Origin of the sequence: Fictibacillus barbaricus, assembly GCF_031457135.1 — a bacterium.
GTDB lineage: Bacteria > Bacillota > Bacilli > Bacillales > Fictibacillaceae > Fictibacillus > Fictibacillus barbaricus_A.
The window spans coordinates 571,748-588,097 of sequence record NZ_JAVDWA010000001.1 but is presented as its reverse complement, the minus strand read 5'-3'; the positions used below and the strand labels follow the sequence as shown (position 1 = coordinate 588,097).

Annotated in this window: 18 protein-coding genes and 2 pseudogenes; 2 read left to right on the top strand and 18 right to left on the bottom strand. The window is 37.6% G+C overall.

Annotation, left to right across the window (positions count from 1 at the left end; genetic code table 11):
- Window positions 1-6: 6 nt before the first annotated feature.
- The 5 genes from J2X07_RS03180 to J2X07_RS03160 all read right to left on the bottom strand — a co-directional run bounded on the left by J2X07_RS03180 (window position 7) and on the right by J2X07_RS03160 (window position 3,260).
- Window positions 7-1,005, bottom strand: a complete 999-nt coding sequence (locus tag J2X07_RS03180; RefSeq protein WP_310256352.1) for an HNH endonuclease — start codon at window positions 1,003-1,005, stop codon at window positions 7-9.
- A gap of 52 nt (window positions 1,006-1,057) precedes the next feature.
- The gene (locus J2X07_RS03175) at window positions 1,058-1,378 is read right to left on the bottom strand and encodes a nucleoside triphosphate pyrophosphohydrolase (protein ID WP_310256351.1); all 321 of its coding nucleotides are present in this window, start codon (window positions 1,376-1,378) and stop codon (window positions 1,058-1,060) included.
- 128 nt (window positions 1,379-1,506) lie between these two features.
- Window positions 1,507-1,905, bottom strand: coding sequence for a hypothetical protein (locus tag J2X07_RS03170; RefSeq protein ID WP_310256350.1), 399 nt, complete (start codon window positions 1,903-1,905; stop codon window positions 1,507-1,509).
- Between the two features lie 37 nt (window positions 1,906-1,942).
- A complete protein-coding gene (locus J2X07_RS03165; RefSeq protein ID WP_310256348.1) occupies window positions 1,943-2,782 on the bottom strand; it encodes an alpha/beta fold hydrolase in 840 nt (279 codons plus the stop codon).
- Between the two features lie 331 nt (window positions 2,783-3,113).
- Window positions 3,114-3,260: a hypothetical protein gene (locus tag J2X07_RS03160; protein ID WP_310256346.1), complete on the bottom strand. Its 147-nt coding sequence runs from the start codon at window positions 3,258-3,260 to the stop codon at window positions 3,114-3,116.
- 171 nt (window positions 3,261-3,431) lie between these two features.
- Here J2X07_RS03160 and J2X07_RS03155 point away from each other — a divergent pair.
- A pseudogene (locus tag J2X07_RS03155) lies at window positions 3,432-4,415 on the top strand (Gfo/Idh/MocA family protein); the annotation flags it as partial.
- A gap of 789 nt (window positions 4,416-5,204) precedes the next feature.
- On the opposite strand, the gene J2X07_RS03150 reads toward J2X07_RS03155, so the two are convergent.
- The 12 genes and pseudogenes from J2X07_RS03150 to J2X07_RS03095 form a co-directional block, all read right to left on the bottom strand.
- Window positions 5,205-5,876 carry a permease gene (locus tag J2X07_RS03150; protein WP_310256344.1) on the bottom strand — a complete coding sequence of 224 codons (672 nt, stop codon included), beginning with the start codon at window positions 5,874-5,876 and terminating at the stop codon, window positions 5,205-5,207.
- 86 nt (window positions 5,877-5,962) lie between these two features.
- Window positions 5,963-6,616, bottom strand: a complete 654-nt coding sequence (gene catA, locus J2X07_RS03145) for a type A chloramphenicol O-acetyltransferase (RefSeq protein ID WP_310256343.1) — start codon at window positions 6,614-6,616, stop codon at window positions 5,963-5,965.
- A gap of 26 nt (window positions 6,617-6,642) precedes the next feature.
- Window positions 6,643-8,103, bottom strand: a complete 1,461-nt coding sequence (locus tag J2X07_RS03140) for a zf-HC2 domain-containing protein (protein ID WP_310256341.1) — start codon at window positions 8,101-8,103, stop codon at window positions 6,643-6,645.
- Complete coding sequence (locus J2X07_RS03135) at window positions 8,100-8,588, bottom strand: RNA polymerase sigma factor (RefSeq protein WP_310256339.1); 489 nt, start codon at window positions 8,586-8,588, stop codon at window positions 8,100-8,102. Before J2X07_RS03135 ends, J2X07_RS03140 begins: the two co-directional genes overlap by 4 nt.
- Before the next feature lie 189 nt (window positions 8,589-8,777).
- Window positions 8,778-9,431, bottom strand: coding sequence for a pyridoxine/pyridoxamine 5'-phosphate oxidase (locus tag J2X07_RS03130; RefSeq protein WP_310256337.1), 654 nt, complete (start codon window positions 9,429-9,431; stop codon window positions 8,778-8,780).
- 34 nt (window positions 9,432-9,465) lie between these two features.
- Window positions 9,466-9,995: pseudogene (locus J2X07_RS03125) on the bottom strand (GNAT family N-acetyltransferase).
- A 17-nt stretch (window positions 9,996-10,012) separates the two neighbouring features.
- Window positions 10,013-10,897, bottom strand: a complete 885-nt coding sequence (locus J2X07_RS03120) for an alpha/beta fold hydrolase (RefSeq protein WP_310256335.1) — start codon at window positions 10,895-10,897, stop codon at window positions 10,013-10,015.
- 102 nt (window positions 10,898-10,999) lie between these two features.
- Entirely contained in the window at window positions 11,000-11,140 is a 141-nt protein-coding gene (locus J2X07_RS03115; protein ID WP_310256334.1) for a hypothetical protein, read from the bottom strand.
- The gene (locus J2X07_RS03110; RefSeq protein WP_310256333.1) at window positions 11,137-13,350 is read right to left on the bottom strand and encodes a sensor histidine kinase; all 2,214 of its coding nucleotides are present in this window, start codon (window positions 13,348-13,350) and stop codon (window positions 11,137-11,139) included. Before J2X07_RS03110 ends, J2X07_RS03115 begins: the two co-directional genes overlap by 4 nt.
- The gene (locus tag J2X07_RS03105) at window positions 13,328-14,020 is read right to left on the bottom strand and encodes a response regulator transcription factor (RefSeq protein WP_310256331.1); all 693 of its coding nucleotides are present in this window, start codon (window positions 14,018-14,020) and stop codon (window positions 13,328-13,330) included. Before J2X07_RS03105 ends, J2X07_RS03110 begins: the two co-directional genes overlap by 23 nt.
- A 196-nt stretch (window positions 14,021-14,216) precedes the next feature.
- Window positions 14,217-14,651, bottom strand: coding sequence for an SRPBCC family protein (locus J2X07_RS03100; protein WP_310256329.1), 435 nt, complete (start codon window positions 14,649-14,651; stop codon window positions 14,217-14,219).
- Between the two features lie 288 nt (window positions 14,652-14,939).
- Window positions 14,940-15,227: a hypothetical protein gene (locus J2X07_RS03095; RefSeq protein ID WP_310256327.1), complete on the bottom strand. Its 288-nt coding sequence runs from the start codon at window positions 15,225-15,227 to the stop codon at window positions 14,940-14,942.
- A gap of 185 nt (window positions 15,228-15,412) precedes the next feature.
- Here J2X07_RS03095 and J2X07_RS03090 point away from each other — a divergent pair, with 185 nt between their 5' ends.
- On the top strand, window positions 15,413-16,000 hold the full coding sequence (locus tag J2X07_RS03090) for a lysozyme inhibitor LprI family protein (protein ID WP_310256325.1): 588 nt from the start codon (window positions 15,413-15,415) through the stop codon (window positions 15,998-16,000).
- A 53-nt stretch (window positions 16,001-16,053) separates the two neighbouring features.
- Here J2X07_RS03090 and J2X07_RS03085 read toward each other — a convergent pair whose 3' ends face one another.
- Window positions 16,054-16,323, bottom strand: a complete 270-nt coding sequence (locus tag J2X07_RS03085) for a hypothetical protein (RefSeq protein WP_310256323.1) — start codon at window positions 16,321-16,323, stop codon at window positions 16,054-16,056.
- Window positions 16,324-16,350 lie beyond the last annotated feature (27 nt).

Genomic DNA, 16,350 nt, shown 5'->3' with positions numbered 1-16,350 from the left:
ATTTGTTTATATTATTATCTTTCTAGGAGTCCAAAAATCAGTAAAACCATTTTCATTACTGAATTGATATAATTCGAGCAGTTTTTTTTCTGAATATACCTTCATATCTTGTCTTTCTTTAATGACTGGGTCAGTAATTAAACTTTCATTTCGATTAAGCAGAGAATGTAAGAAGGGTTCTATTGCTAATTTATCATTCTTTGATAAATTGCAAGGATTGCATGAGATAACCAAATTCCATAGTTGATCAGATTGAACGAAACTCCATGGAATGAAATGATCAATGTGAACAGAATCTCGATTTTTGACTTGTTTTCCACAATAAAAACATTTACCGTTGTAAAAAGAAGTTAGAATGAAATAATATTCATTCAACGAAGACCTTTTTGACACATTTTCAACCTTCATTAGAAGATTAGTAGTGTCACCTTGCTCATTAAACTTTTCCAAAAATAAAGCAAGGTGGTAATTCGTCATGTATGTCAGAACTCTTTGGTAACGTTGCATAAATGAATAGATGCTGGGATTCATCTTTATATATTCTCGTTTATTATCAAAGTCATAAATTGTACCGTTAGTATCTCCAAATATTGCTCCCATTACATTTAGCTTACCTTTGCGTTTGACTTTGGTAACTATATTTATCTGCAATTCATTTGTTAGCTTATCAAACACCAATGAGTTAGGGATATTATACTTTTTCTGAATTTCTAACAGTACTTTTTGTACTTCTGCTTTTTTGCCTGTCATGTTTATTTGATTTAAATTATGATGTATTACCAGATTCCAATATATTTTTGAAAAACTTGAAAATATAACATCATAAGATAATTCCAATTTGTCATTAACGTTGTATAGATTTTCTAAGAGAGATTTAATTAAAACAAATTTATATGTGGTAGAGTTTTTGGATTTGGAAGAAAAGATATAATTGAAATGTCCCCAAATTTCTTTATCCGTTAAATAATCAATTTTCATTTCTCCAACTTGCAATTTATGACTCATAATAATCGTCTCTTTTCAGTAGTAATCTATTATTCTCATACTATCAATATTGTTATTTAACGTCGATTAAAAAAATACGATCTAGAAACCCTCCACGCTTTTCAGCTTTTTCTTTTCGGACTCTTTCAATTTCATGTATATCTGTACCATGAACAGTTGCGAGTGCATGCATAAGTTCAAGAAGGTCAGCAAGTTCTTCAACTGCGTCGTTATCATTATCTGCAGCAGCAAACTCATCCAGTTCTTCGTAGCACTTTTTCTTTAACTCTTTTATGTATTCTTCTTCAGATAGAATTATAGTATTAAAGGATTCTCCGTTTTTTTCGATAATTTCAGGAATACGGTCACGAACAAGCTTATTGTAAGTTGGCACAGTAGTCTCTCCCTTATTTCATATGTCTAATTAAATTGTAATAATAACTCTATACCCAAAAAATAATTCTTATAAAAAACCACCTTCTATATCATAGAAAATGGTTTTCCATTATACTTGTTCTTTTATTAATCTACATAACCATGCCCAATCAGTTTATGTCCCTCTAAATCAGCATACACGACCATATTATTAGGGATGGAATTACTCTTTACTTGAAAATCGATCACATATACTTCGTGGCCTATTTCATTTTTATCGTTAATGTTACCCATGCTCTGACTAAGCATAATTTTCCTGATCTTTGCATCTTTCCACGATCCAATAACTCTCTTTTTATCTTCTGTTGATAATTGGTTCCATACTTCTTCTCTTACATCTTTACTCTTTGTTTCCTCTGTTTTACTGAATATGGGTTCTGTTTTACGGACGATGTTTTCTGTTTTTGATTTGTCATCTTGTTTAATAAAAGATGTTAGTCCGATAAAAAGTATGGAAGAACAAACGAGTATGATTACCTTTTTCATAAGCCACCCCTAATGTAACGTTCTTATTCATTACATTTTATGGAATAATCGGTGTGCTTTCCTGACGATTCACGTTTACTCGATCCATCCACTCATTTATTTGTAGGTTTAGAATCTCCTGCTGATCGATATGCAAGTTATGTCCTGCAACATCAATAACTGAGAATGTAGCTCTTGGATAATTGTCGAGAATATCGTACACATCTTTATAGCCTGTGATATGGTCCTGTCTTCCGGTAATGAACAACATTGGTTTTGCGAATTCTACTTGATCAACTTCAAATGTATAACCGTAATTTTTTTCGATTTTTGCGAGAAACTCGTAGTCTGCTATTTTCAATCCTGAAACGACTTCTTCTGAATATCTTTTCCATGTGTGTTCATTTAACCTCACATTGATCCCTAAGAAGTCCTCCCTCTCTTCTTTTGTTAAGGTGGCGAGGAAGTTCTCATCCACCTGCAGTGCTTTATGCTGTGGCAAGGTACGGTCTGCATGATCAGGTACGATCATCGGACAGATCAGTGCTGCACCTAATACACGTTCTGGCATTTTCGTGATGATGCCTCTGATCATGTAGCCTCCATAGGATTGTCCCGCTAACAGAAAGTCTTCACCTGGAATCAACTTTTCTATTAATTCCATGACTGCTTCTAACATCTCATCCGTATTGTTGATGGTTTCATAGTCTTTCGTCTGCCCCATTCCAGGCAAATCCAGATAGATTCTTCTATAGCCGTCTTTCTCTTGGAAGATCGGTTCCATACACCCTTTCATTAAACGGTGATCCGGTGAGAATCCATGAATCATAACGATCGGTGTTCCCGATCCGATTTCTTCATAATACATATTCACTTTCTTTAATTGACAATATGGCATAACGATCCCTCGTTTCTTTATGTTCACGCATTAATGTTCGTTAAAAAATCGTTAAATCCTTCCCTTATTTTTCATGTTAAAATCAGGGAAGTACAATTCATCATAAAGGAAGATTCGTCATGAAAGATACTTTGATCCGTCTGATTTTTGGATTGATAACGCTTGGGGGATTTATATAGGAATAAAACTATTCCTTCATAAAGAGATCTATGGAGATTTCTTTGCCGTCCCGGTTATGTTAGCTGGGGGTTGGGGTGGCTGGCACCTTTATAAAAAGTTTTGAAAATAAAAATGAGCTTAGGAGATGGATCATTCTCCTAAGCTCATTTTTTTATAGTTTCGGATTCAAAGGCGTGAGTTCGAATTCGGGCTGTTGTTGTTCTTGTTCAATTAGTGGTTTTTCGCTGTAAACAAACTTCGATACTGGCAGGTCAATTGGTTTCATGATTTGCTTTTCTGGATTCGTCATTGACAGCATAACAATCCCTCCTAACCAGGTTTTAACTATCATGTTCCCGCTTTATTATTTCAATAAACCTTTTTCAGTAAAAATAGGGCTTCAGTCCTGATAAGTTGTCTACTATGAGCCAAAAGCGTTATGATACATACTATGATAAACTGAGGGCTTTTGCCCCTGCCTAAGAAAGGGATGAATTCTTTGAGATTTGGTGTGATAGGTACAAACTTTATTACAGAACGTTTTATTGAATCAGCAAGTTTAATCGAGGATTTTTCATTGAATGCGGTTTATTCCCGTACAGAAGATCGTGCAAAAGAATTTGCAGCGAAGTATAACGTTACTTCGACTTTTACGAATGTCTTGGAAATGGCGTCAAGTGACGAAATCGATGCAGTCTATATTGCGAGTCCGACTTCGTTACATTACGAACAGTCGATGATCTTCTTACAACACGGCAAGCATGTAATGTGTGAAAAGCCTGTTGCGTCGAACGCTAAAGAACTCGAACGCATGATTTCGACCGCTAAAAGCCATAACGTAACCTTTATGGAAGCGATGCGTTCAACAATGACTCCGAACTTCCTGAGCATAAGAGACAACTTACATAAAATCGGTGATGTCCGCCGGTATGTCGGTATTTCGTGTCAGTACTCCTCCCGCTATGATGCGTATAAGGAAGGTAAAGTGCTGAACGCGTTTAACCCGATTTTCTCAAACGGTTCGCTAATGGATATCGGGACTTACTGTCTGTATCCGATGGTCGTTCTATTTGGAATACCTGAAAAGATTAAAGCAAACGGTCTTAAACTCGGTTCCGGCGTGGATGGTGAAGGCAGTATCCTTTTAAAATATGAAGAGCATGAAGCAGTCGTCATGCATTCTAAAATCTCAAACTCCTACTCACCGTCTGAGATTCAGGGTGAGAACGGAAGCATTCTGATCGACCATATCCAGAACATGACAAAAATCGAGATCCGTTATAAAGACGGTTCAACAGAAGACATCACCCAAATTCAGGACAAGCCTTCTATGTACTATGAAGCAAAAGAGTTTATCGAGCTTGTACGTGCCGGAAAGCTCGAATCTGAAATCAACTCTCACCAAAACAGCTTGCGGGTATTAAGGATCATGGATGAAGCGAGAAACCAGATTGGTCTCATTTTTCCGGCTGATACCCGATCCCTGGATGATGTAGTAACGTACACGCCAAACGACAGAACGGCAGACGGATTGCTTGATTTGATTAAAGGGCTTTCGAACGAAGAACGCTGGAAGCTGCTTGATAAGATGTATAATGAATATTACAATACATCTGGCATTCGCACGAACGGTGATATTGATTATTAAGAAAGAAATGCACTCCAATTTTGATTAACGGGTTACTTGTGAGGTGCAAACAGTCAAATATTATATGAAATCTTATAGGTAATCACTGACAAAACACTTGGTAATTCACAAGGTAAATCACACAAAAAAGACCGACTTTTGTTAAGTTGGTCTTTTTATTACCAATTATTGTCTTAGTCAACTAAAGTCCCCATTAATATAAAAAGCTCCCTATAATATAATAAACATAAGTTAAATAACTAATCATAACTAGGATCATGGAAGAGATGTTTATTAATTTTGAATTGCCCACCTTTTTAAAATGACGATAGATCAAAAAGAAAAGACAAGTAATGATTAACTGTAATATAAAGGTTATATAGAGATATGCATGTAAAGAATCTCCTATGCCAATGATAATACCTGTACCTACTAAAAAAATCCCTGATAATGCAGTTATCGCAACCATATTATTTAGAGCACTTCTTTTAAATTCAACTATTCGACCTAGAACCAATGCTATTCCTAACACCATAAAACTTATCAAAATATGAAGAAAAAATACTAACACAATTATATCCCCTATCTTCTTACAAACATCAACAATCATAATCTTTCTATTAAACTTACATTTATTTAAATAAATCTTTTTAAATATTCGCCAAATATTTTGTTCATAACTTTGGGTGTGTTTTCTAAATAAACATTAATTTGTTCCATGTTCGATTCGAATTTATCAGTGTTTCTTTCATCTGTTGGAAAATCAGATATTCCCTTAATGATGATGCATTCAACATCATTCTTCTTACAGATATAAGCAATTGCACCCGCTTCTGTATCGGCTATTGTTATTTCGTTTTCTTTTAGTTCTACATAGTCCTTCCACATAACTACCGCTTTATCGGAGGTAGCAATTGTTCCAGTATAAAAATCATTTCCATATTTTGATAGATCAATATCAACTATGAAGTATTGTTTAATAAAAGGCTCAATTTCTTTTACTGTGCAATCATATTGAACGGCTTTATCGGGTACAAAAATATCCAAATTACAGAAGGTATCATCTATTCCTGCACATGTTCCAGCAACGATTACTTTCGTTAAATTAAATTTAGAAATCATATACTGATTACCACCAACACCATTTACTTTTCTTACACCTGTACTATAAAAAACAAGTTCAGTATTTTTAATTGTTCTTAAGAAATACTCGCCATAAGGATAACCGAAACGTTCGTTATCTTTTATGCCAAAGTATTCCAATGTCGCTTCATATTCCCACTTTGTTGCAATACTTATTCCTATCATCGACTTATCACCCTGCAATCTAATTTGTCACTATTGAATGTCTATACACGGTCTGAATGGGTTGTTTACTCTGTCTGATAATAGATCTAATCGTCCAGCCAAACCAAACACTTCTCAGTTAACACCTGCATTTCCTCGAAGAAGAGACCCGCATGGTACCCGTCACAAACACCGTGATGCACCTGCAAAGAGACCGGCAGCCAGACATTATCGTCCTGTGTAAAATATTTACCGCTTGTGATAATCGGCAAGAGATAATTACCATCATTATTAATGTTTAAGTTAAAACCTGTAAAATTGACCCACGGGATGCTTGAAATGGGAAAGGTGTTCTTCGGCTCATCCGGCTTCGGAAAAAGCCCCTTCTTCTCACCATATTTCTCTCCATCCTCTTTGAAATTTTCATAGAACCGAGCAAACCTAGTAGAATAGTTGGTCCAAATGCTGGAGAAGGACTTATTATCTTTATGGAAGATGGTATAGGATGGACTCATTTCCTTCCAAAACCCGAGCTGACCATCATCAGAAAAGGACGTTCTAAATTCCTTATGAGAATTAACAACTCTGCTTACCATATAGATAAAAGCTGGGTATAATTTGATGTCTCTGCTTTTAAGCTGTTGCAGCAATAAGGTGATGTCAAGATTAACCGTAATACTAAACGTACATTTTTGGTTAAGATAATGTTCAAAATATTCCTTTCGATCCCAGTTGTCTTTATCGATATAATGAAACTTCATATTTTAGACTCCTATAAATTTGATAGTTAACGGAAAGCATGTGCCGATCTTTCAACGACTCCCGTTTCCGCATTGATATAAATGAAGTTATCCTTCCCTTCAAATACATTAACGAGAACATAGTCAGAAGAGATGGTAGAATACATAATTCCTTTTTCAACTGTCTTTCCTTTTTTTCCTGAAATTTTTGCAGCTTTTCTTTCTAATTCCTCCGGAGACAATACTTCATAATATTTTTTAGCGAAAAATTCTTTAGAAAATGTCTGCCCCATTTCAGACAGCGTGCTAAATTCTCCGGTCCTTGCATCAAAGTCAATGAAGAACGGATCTGACGATTGGAAAAGTAGCTGCTGATTTCCAGCAACAGGCACAAAACTGATCCTGTAAATATCTTCAGAAACGCCCTGTACATATTTCCATTCAAATTCCGCATTCCTTCCATACATTCTTTGAAGGAGAGTTCTTGCTTTTTTCATGATTTCTTTCTTTCGCATAGGCTTTTTATCATTGGATGGCGGGGAATCGTTCACTGCCCAGAAAATGTTTCCGGTATATCCGTTTATCTTTCCGCTGATTCCCTGCTCCGCCCCTTTCATCACAAAATGGTACACATCAGGCTCATCATTTAAAGATTTTTTCAGTTCAACCTTGCCATCCTTATCGTCGAAAACGGTTGTCACTTTTTGCTTCAGTTCTTTCTCTGTCATCAACTTCATTTCAGAAGGCAGCTTGTGATATCGCGTATAAAAATAGGACAGTTCTTCAATTTTACTGATGGGTTTACCGATCCCTTCAACATCCAGTAATTCGAAGTAAGAACTGTAGCCATGATGGAATAGTTCGTATTCGTTTCGAACATGTTTATAAAGGACATTGGTTTGCTTTTGTAAAAGTTCAATCGCTTTTCTGTCTGTATCATCTTCTAAACCTTGCTTTCTCCGTTCTCTAAGGGTTACTGCCATTTCATCCAGATCCTGTGTGTTCACAAAAAAAGGGTAAGAAGTATTTTTTAACGGATTGCGCTCCAGCCAATTCAATTCATTATCCAGATCCATAATATCATTCATTGTGTAGTCGATAAATTGTCTGTTCGTATCCAGCTCATAAGGATTATTTTTAGCCATTTCTTGAAGGGATTCACTATAAAGATACATCCCGTTCATGAGGGTAGCTACTTTCTCACGATTGGCGGCATACCGGTTGACACAAGTTACAATGATCACCGCCAACAGTAACCCCGCGATGATTTTCATTCTTCTCAAGCGAAAGGTTAATCGGATCCGATCATCCAGCTTCTTCGGTAACAGATCTTGATCGTTCGCTTGGAACAGATGCTCTTCGGAAAATCCGACTCCATTTTGAAACAGATTGCTGCACGAACGGCAAGATTTTAAATGTTCCTCTACCGCCTGCCGGTTTTCTAACTTCAACTCATCTTCTTCATATAGGGGATACAAATCCTCAACGAGACTGCAATCCAACTTCATATCCTTCCCTCATCCCCTTCCAAATAATACTCTCTGAATCTCTTTTTCGCCCGATGGATTCCTACTTTAATGTTCCCTTCCGTTTGCTGTAAGATGGCTGCGATCTCATTCAGTGAAAAGCACTGTTCCCTCAGAATGAGTAGAGTCCTTTCCTTTTCTGTGAGTCTTCGCATAGTCTGCCTAACCATCATTTCCGTTTCAATGTTCCGGGTGATTCCTCTTTCATGCCGCTCGGGTTCAGCAAAGGGTACTTCGTTCTTTTGAGAAAATCTCCCCGCTTCATTTAAATACGTATTTCTCGCAATCTTAAAGAGCCACGTCTTAAGGGAGGACTCTCCGCGAAAACGACCATATCCCTTGAAAGCCTTTAGGAATGTATCATGCGTGAGTTCTTCAGCTATCGTACGGCTCTGGCACATATGGCGAAGATAACGGAAAATCGGTTCTTTATATATGTGATACATTTCTTCCAGTGGATCTGCCATGCTTTTCTCTCCTCCCCCTATTACTGACAAACAAAATAGGAAAAAGTTACAAATTTCTTTTTCTATTATTTCGGTTATTAGAAAGAGAGGTTAAATGAATCGTATAAAAAATAAGGACCACACACTGTGAAGTCCTTCCTGAAAAGTAATTGTTAGATTTAATCTAAACAATGTTTAAGAATGATCAGCTTATGCCCATAACAGATTAGTTACCCATTTATCCCTATCAAATGTATACTGCAATCTAGTATGCTTACGGTCTTTATCTGCTTGCCAAAATTCAACTTCTTTTGCTTGAACTCTATACAAAGTCCAAGAAGGAGATATTGTATTGGGCTCTTGCTGAAGATGGATAATTTCCTTTGTTAGCTGCTCCTCAAATTCAAGGGGATCATTCAAAACCGAACTCTGTTTGTCAAGCAACGCAATAGCTCTAGCGATCATCCCTCTATTCAAAAAATCATTGGCACTCATTTCTTTTTTCATCTTAAATGCTTTCCCGCGTATTCGTACTTGCCTTCCTACTAATGACCAATAAAAGGTTAAAGCAACTTTTGGATTCAACTCCATTTGTTTTCCCTTTGCACTTTTCGAACTTGATGCAAAATACCATCCATCCTGGTCAACATCTTTTATTATGAGGACTCTTGCATCTGGAAATCCGTTCTGGTCTGTTGTCGAAAGAGTCATTGCATGGGGTTCATGTACACCCTGATCAACTGCATCTCCAAACCATTCCAGAAAAAGTTCATAAGGGCTCTCAGGTACCTCGTTAATATTAAATGAAGGGAAGGGTCCACTAAGGGATTTACTCTTTCTAATCATTTGCCTGATGTCGTACATACAAGTCTCCAATTCTTAATTTGACATTTATGTATTATTTCTTGAACTCAATTAACCAGCAATCCTGGTATTCTCCCTCATGAAGTTCACGATTTGGCAGGAACTTCACTTTTTGAAAACCACATTTTTCATAACATTTTAACGCTCTGCTATTTCGCACCTGCGGATCCATTACGATTCGTTCAGCGTTTTTTGTTCGATTAAATAGTTAACCATCGAGGTAACGAGCAACGTTCCGATTCCACGATTCCAATAGTCAGCCTCACCAATAAACTGATCGGTTCCGTAAATGTTTCCTTCCGAATACCCGTAAACCGTTTTTGTTTCATCGTCTAACGGATACTATTGTATGTATCCAAAAGTATCTTCTCTATACTCAACGATACATCTAACCGTATCTTTTTCAGACTCATAGAACTTTTCATTCACTTTGTCCAAATCGAAAGGATTGTCTCGTCCTTCATAAAATTCCAGCACTGCTGGATTTGATAACCATTGCACTAATAAGTTCTTATCTCTTTCTTCCAACTTACGGACTTGCAGATCACCATTTCTAAACAGCATCCTATCCACTCACTTTTTTAATTTATTAAAAACATTTGTACTGTCCGATTGTATTTCTCAGGTTCCTCCAAATCAGGAAAATGAGCGCTATGATGAAACAAGACCATTTCGCTGTTTTTCATTTCTCTATTTATTATTGTTGAAATCGGTATTCCTGTATTGCGATCAAAAACTCCGGTCATAATTAAGGTCTGATGATCGATTTCCTTTAGTCGTCCAATTAGTGGTCTTTTTACAGGGTTTTGTTGTAATCCTTTAAACATATGTCCCGTGTTAACTAAGTTACTCTCTTCCCAAAGTTCTCTGTTTCTTCTAGCTATGTCTTGATTTTGAAACAACAATAAATCAACCGATTTGCTATCCGCCAGCTCCCAAAACGCATTATACGTTTCTGCAATCGTTAAGTTTTTGTTTAGTACGTCTTCCATCTGTTTATACATCTCGTTACCGACCACCGAACAGAAGCCAGTAATTTGCACGAACTTGTTTATTTTCGAATCTATTAAACTCGGACCGGAAAGGATGATCTTGTTTATCATCATCGGGAAATTGTGAGCAATCTCCAGTGCAAGCTCGCCGCCAAACGAATAACCTAGCAAATCCACTTTCTTTACATCTAACCATTTAAATAAGGCTGCAAAATCCTCAATCAATAAATCGATGGAATACTCCGTCTCTTCGGAAGGTTTTTCTGTTCTGCCGCATCCACGTTGTTCATAATAAATAACGGTTCTTTCACTAGAAAGTAAAGGAACGATCGTTCGCTCAAATACATAATGATTTCCACCTGGACCTCCATGTAAAAGAACGAGTGGAACAGTATTGTTTTGGCTTCCGTCTATTTTTATCCAATGGACAATACCATTCAGGACTGCTTTATACTCTCCATTTTTAAGTTCCAATAATAAACACCTCTCTCTGTAATACTCTTATTAAGTTCCATAAAAAAGAGCATTCCTCCTTCTCGAAGAAATGCTCCATTTTATTTACTGTCATTTATCTATTTATTTTTCTGTACTCGTCTCTGAGATTTGTTTTACTTCAATGGCAGCTTTTTCTGCTGGGCTTTCCGCACTTTTCGCAAATCCAAATATGCTGACACATACAATGGCTATACCTAAAAGAAGTTTTTTATTTAATCTCATCGTTCCATCGCATCCAATTCAATCGTGACTTTAAATAAGTCTCCATCCACATCAATATCCATGCTGCCTTCGTGCAGGTCGACGATTGATTTAGCGATCGCGAGCCCTAAGCCCGATCCATCTGTATGACGTGAAGTATCTCCCCGCTTGAAGCGTTCAAACAACTCCTCGATGTTTCCGCCGAGTTCATATTCTGAAACGTTCTTAAATGATATCTTCACTTTATGGTTTTCATATGCTACTGAAATATAGACTCTTGTGTTCTCGTGAGAATACTTGAGAACGTTCCCGATCAGGTTATCAAACACCCGCCACATTTTTTGTCCATCCACATAGGTAAAGATCGGACTGTTCGGAGTTGCGAGCCTAAACGTTAAGGAAGACTCCTTAATCATTTCATTATATTCAGCCATCGCCTGCTGAAGAAGCTGGACGATATCTACCTTTTGTTTCGCAAGTTCAATCTTGCCGCTTGCCATTTTAGAAGCTTCGAACAAATCATCAATCAAAATCTTAAGACGTTTCGATTTCCGGTCGATAATTTCCAGATACGAATCATGATCCTCCTTCGCAAGCCCTGGAGACTTCAAGAGTTCTGTATACGTGATGATCGAAGTCAACGGTGTGCGAAGGTCGTGACTGACGTTAGTGATCAGTTCGTTCTTCAGCCTTTCACTTTTCGCTTCTTCTTTCTTTGACGTTTTTACACCGTGTTTCAAAAGATTTAGATTTCCAGCAAGCATTGCCAATGCTGATTTTCCCTTATGAGGCAGGTCTTGTTCCAGTTGTCCTGCCGCAAGTTCTTTAGAATGCTGGATGATCCGGTTCAAAAAGCCGATCCGTTTGAACAAATATATCAGTACAGGTACGGTAAAGATGATAAATAGAAAGAAATAAATGATGAAAACCTCTGGATAAATGACCACTACCCCAGCACCGAACCCTGACAAAAAGATCACGATAAGTAGGAGCAGAATCTGAAACCCGACACTTCTGTTGTAAAACGCATCTGACCCCAATCGGTAAAACCAGCGGGACATTTTTACAAGGAAAGATTCTCTATACAGTGCTTTATTGCCGATCTCCGGGTAGATCCAAATCCCTTGGATAAGCGTGATTCCTACCATGAGGACTGTGATCAGAAATTCAAAGAGTCCATCACTATACAAAACCGAAAAGGACAGATTATCGTAGTTTTGCGCATTCATCACGAGTGCCATCAACATTAGAAGAATCGAGATCAATAGAACGCCCAACCGGATATCGATCGGAATCCTTTTATATAAGTTCCTTTTTTCTGATGCAGCAATCACCTGTATCGGGTGGAGTCTTCTTGCCCATAAGAACGCGAGGCAAAGTACGACTAGACTGCCGATCGATGTTGCAAAAAAGAACATCTGTCTGCTTTTATAATCATCGTTCTGTTTTTGGAGCCAGTTCCCTTTAGAAGCAGCAGCCGGCAGGGTAATGATTCCTTGAAGCAATTTTGGTTTTTGAGCAAAATATTCGTCCTGTGTATAGTCTAAAAAAGAATAATGACCATTTAACTGCAGAGAACCATTTTCTGATGAAGATGAATATTTTCGAGTGAACAAATTAGATTGATCCTGCAGGTCTTCCGGGCTGTTCGCATTGTTTACATTCGTAAAAACCTCTCCTGTTTTCACATCTTCTAAATAGTATTGGAAACCTAGCAAATTAGGATCGTAACCGGCCAAGTACCTTTCTCGTGCATCGATAAACTTATCAATCTGTTTTTCTTTCTCTTTCATAACCTTTGCTTTGACATATTCATCGCTTTTAAAATTTTCAACGATGTCTTTAATCTTCTCATCTCTTTGCTGTTCATAAAGCTTCACGACATCTTCATTTCCTGCAGATCTGGCATCCTCTATTTTCGGTTCATACTGATCCTTCAGGTTGGTTACTTGCTCGGACAGCGTTCCATAACGTGTGCGATGCTCTTCAATATCTTCCTTCGTAACCTTGATATTGTCCTTTAATTCCTCTTCTGATGGATGATTGATGTCCGCTGTACCGATGTACTCGATAAACTCTTCTAACGTTACGTTAAAATCTTGTGTATGAAAATAATCTTTGTTGACGTACCAATGACCATTTTCAAAAATGGAGACGATTCCGCTGATTCCAAAGGTCAGCAACAAGACCCAGACGAACATTTTAGTCCTACTTTTCCATTTTGTATCCAATTCCCCATACCACCTTTAAATATCTTGGATTTTTCGGATCGATCTCGATCTTTTCTCTGATCTTTCTAATATGGACAGCGACTGTATTCTCTGCGTTATAACTTGGCTCTTTCCATACGCGTTCATAAATGTCCGTTATGGAAAACACTCTGCCCGGATACGACATCAGGAGTTCAGCGATCTTATATTCGATCGGTGTAAATTTTACAGGTTCACCGTTTACGGCAACCTCCTTCGCTTCCTTATCCAGTGTCAGCCCATTCAAGTTTATGATTCCGGTTTTCCCCTCATATGTACCGAGTGTGACATACCGGCGCAGCTGGGATTTGACTCGGGCGATGAGCTCGAGCGTATTAAACGGCTTTGTTACATAATCATCGGCACCGATCTGAAGGCCGAGCACTTTATCGGTATCCTCACTCTTCGCACTGAGGATGATGATCGGGATGTTCTTCTGTTCCCGTATTTTAAATGTTGTCGAGATGCCATCTAACCTCGGCATCATGACGTCCAATATAATGAGGTGGATGTGGTGTACGTCTAATTTTTCAATCGCTTCGATTCCATCTCTCGCTTGTATGACATGTATTCCTTCGTTCTTCAAATATATTTCAATCGCGTCACGGATCTCTTTCTCATCATCCACGACCAGCACGTTATATTCATTCATGTTTTCTCACTCTCCCTTCTGCATTATAGCATGGTATATATTTGAAATTATTCTCATCTTATCCTGAATTTCTTTACATTTACTTAGCATAAATCTTAAGACTTTCTTAATAATGAAAGTTGTTCTCCTCCGTCTGCTCTTGTTCTACAAAAAAAGGCGCTAACCCATAAACGGGTTAACGCCTGATAGATAGAGTCTATTCGATGTGTGAAGCTTCACTATATTTTTTAAAATTGTCCAGAAAACCTTGCCAGCCCGCTTTTTGCATATCGACGGGATTCGTGCTTTCCGCGTCGAATGTCTCAACGATCTTTGTAGCGTTTCCCTGGTCTTCAAACGTGATGGAGACTTTTCTGCCATCACCAAGCGTGTAAGCAATCCGTTCGTTGAATTTCACTTCGTCATAAACTCCTCCAAAATCAAAGCCGAAGCTGCCATCCTTCGCTTCCATTCTCGTGAGGAAACTTCCTCCCTCTCTTAAATCATTCTCCGCTTTTGGTGCATGCCAATCATCAGATGCAAAACTCCATTTTGTGATATGCTGTGGTTCTGTCCAGTACTTCCAAACTTCTGCGACCGGCTTTTGAACGGTCGTTTCTACCGTTATTGATACTTTGTTACTCGTTTCCATCGTAAAATCCACCTCACATTTTATCGTTTAGATTCTGACGCGAAAAGCTAATCATTCAATTTTTTAATTCCATAAAAAATGACTATATCCTTCTAGTAAATGAGATAGAAGAAAGTATTCTCTTGTTAATCGCCCAATTCATTTCAAAATAAAATGCACTACTTCTGTAAGAAACGACTATTGGTTTGATTGGAAAATACGGTCGATGATATCAATCTACTAATTGACTTTCATTATTCTTTATATCTTCCACACAGAAACTATTGATCAATCAATTCCCCTTGCCATCTAATAATATGATTTGATGATCATCGTAACGGTAACCACAACGAAAATACTTACATAAAAATAAGCTGAATCTACGTTACGATTTCTTTTACCGATTATTTTTCTTACGAGATCTTCACATAATCTCGTGCCAATGATTACGCCGATAAGAAATGGGATGAATAATAGATTGCGAACGTAATCATAGTTAAACAAGTTGATAACAAACATCAATATTATTACAACTATTAAAGAACTAATATCCGTAGCTCTCTGATTTTTAAACAGCCATTTGAAAAAGATCCTCAAGTCCTTCACTCTCCAGATCGAATAACTCTCATTATAAAAATACCATAAAAAGTAAATAAAAGGCCGTAATTTTAGAAAAATTTAGGTGAAAATGAACCGTTTTATTGGGGCCGTTGGATAATTATGTTAAATTAGTGTTGAGCCGTATGACACATTATTCAGACACACAAGCAGGGGGGATAAGAATGAACAATGTTCGGAACCATTTTATGAAAATCATAATACTGGGGTTCGTTATTTTATCAGCATGCTCAAACTCATCAGAGGATTCAGTACATAATTCCAACCCGAAGCCAAATAACCAGTCAGATGAAAATGAAAGCAAAACAGGAAACAAAACGGAGAATACTGAGAGTAACGACCAATCGGAACAAAGTGATTCATCCGCTGCCGAATCAACCGATTCAAAACCAACAGATGAAATGACTAAGGATGAATATCTTGAGAAGCTTAACGAGATGGAAGAAGCTGATCGAAACGCAAAAAGCAAAACCACTATGAGGGAACTGGAAGAACAAGAAAAAGAGAGGTATCAAAAATGGGATGCCGAGTTGAACGAGATCTACGGTGTGCTCCAAAAGCAGCTGAGTACAGAACAAATGGACCAATTAAGAGAAGAACAACGTCAGTGGATGATAAATAGGGATAAAACTGCGAAAGACTCCTCGCTAAAGTATAAAGGCGGTTCAACGGAAACCTTAGAATATGTGGCTACACAAGCAACCGTTACAAGAGAAAGGTGCTATGAGTTAGTGGCACATTATATGAAATAAGGCCATGTCATAAAAAAGGGCAAAACTCCACTTCAGAGAATTGCCCTTTTGGGCTACAAAAACAGCCAATAAGATAGAATAGCCAACATGGAGACACCGATGATTGATTGAGTCCAGACGAGTTTGTTGCTGATTCCGGCTTTTCGTTCAAGATAGAATATATAACCATTGGTAAAGGAATAACCGATTAAAGAAAAGAGGATGCCTTGATGATCCATTTGTAATCCTAACTGAAAAAGCTGGATGAAACCCAATCCAATAAGGACCATACCAATCGTGCCGAGAACCATATTAAAATACAAACTACTATTCTCTTTCATCATAAAAATCACTCCTCTATGGTATTCTTC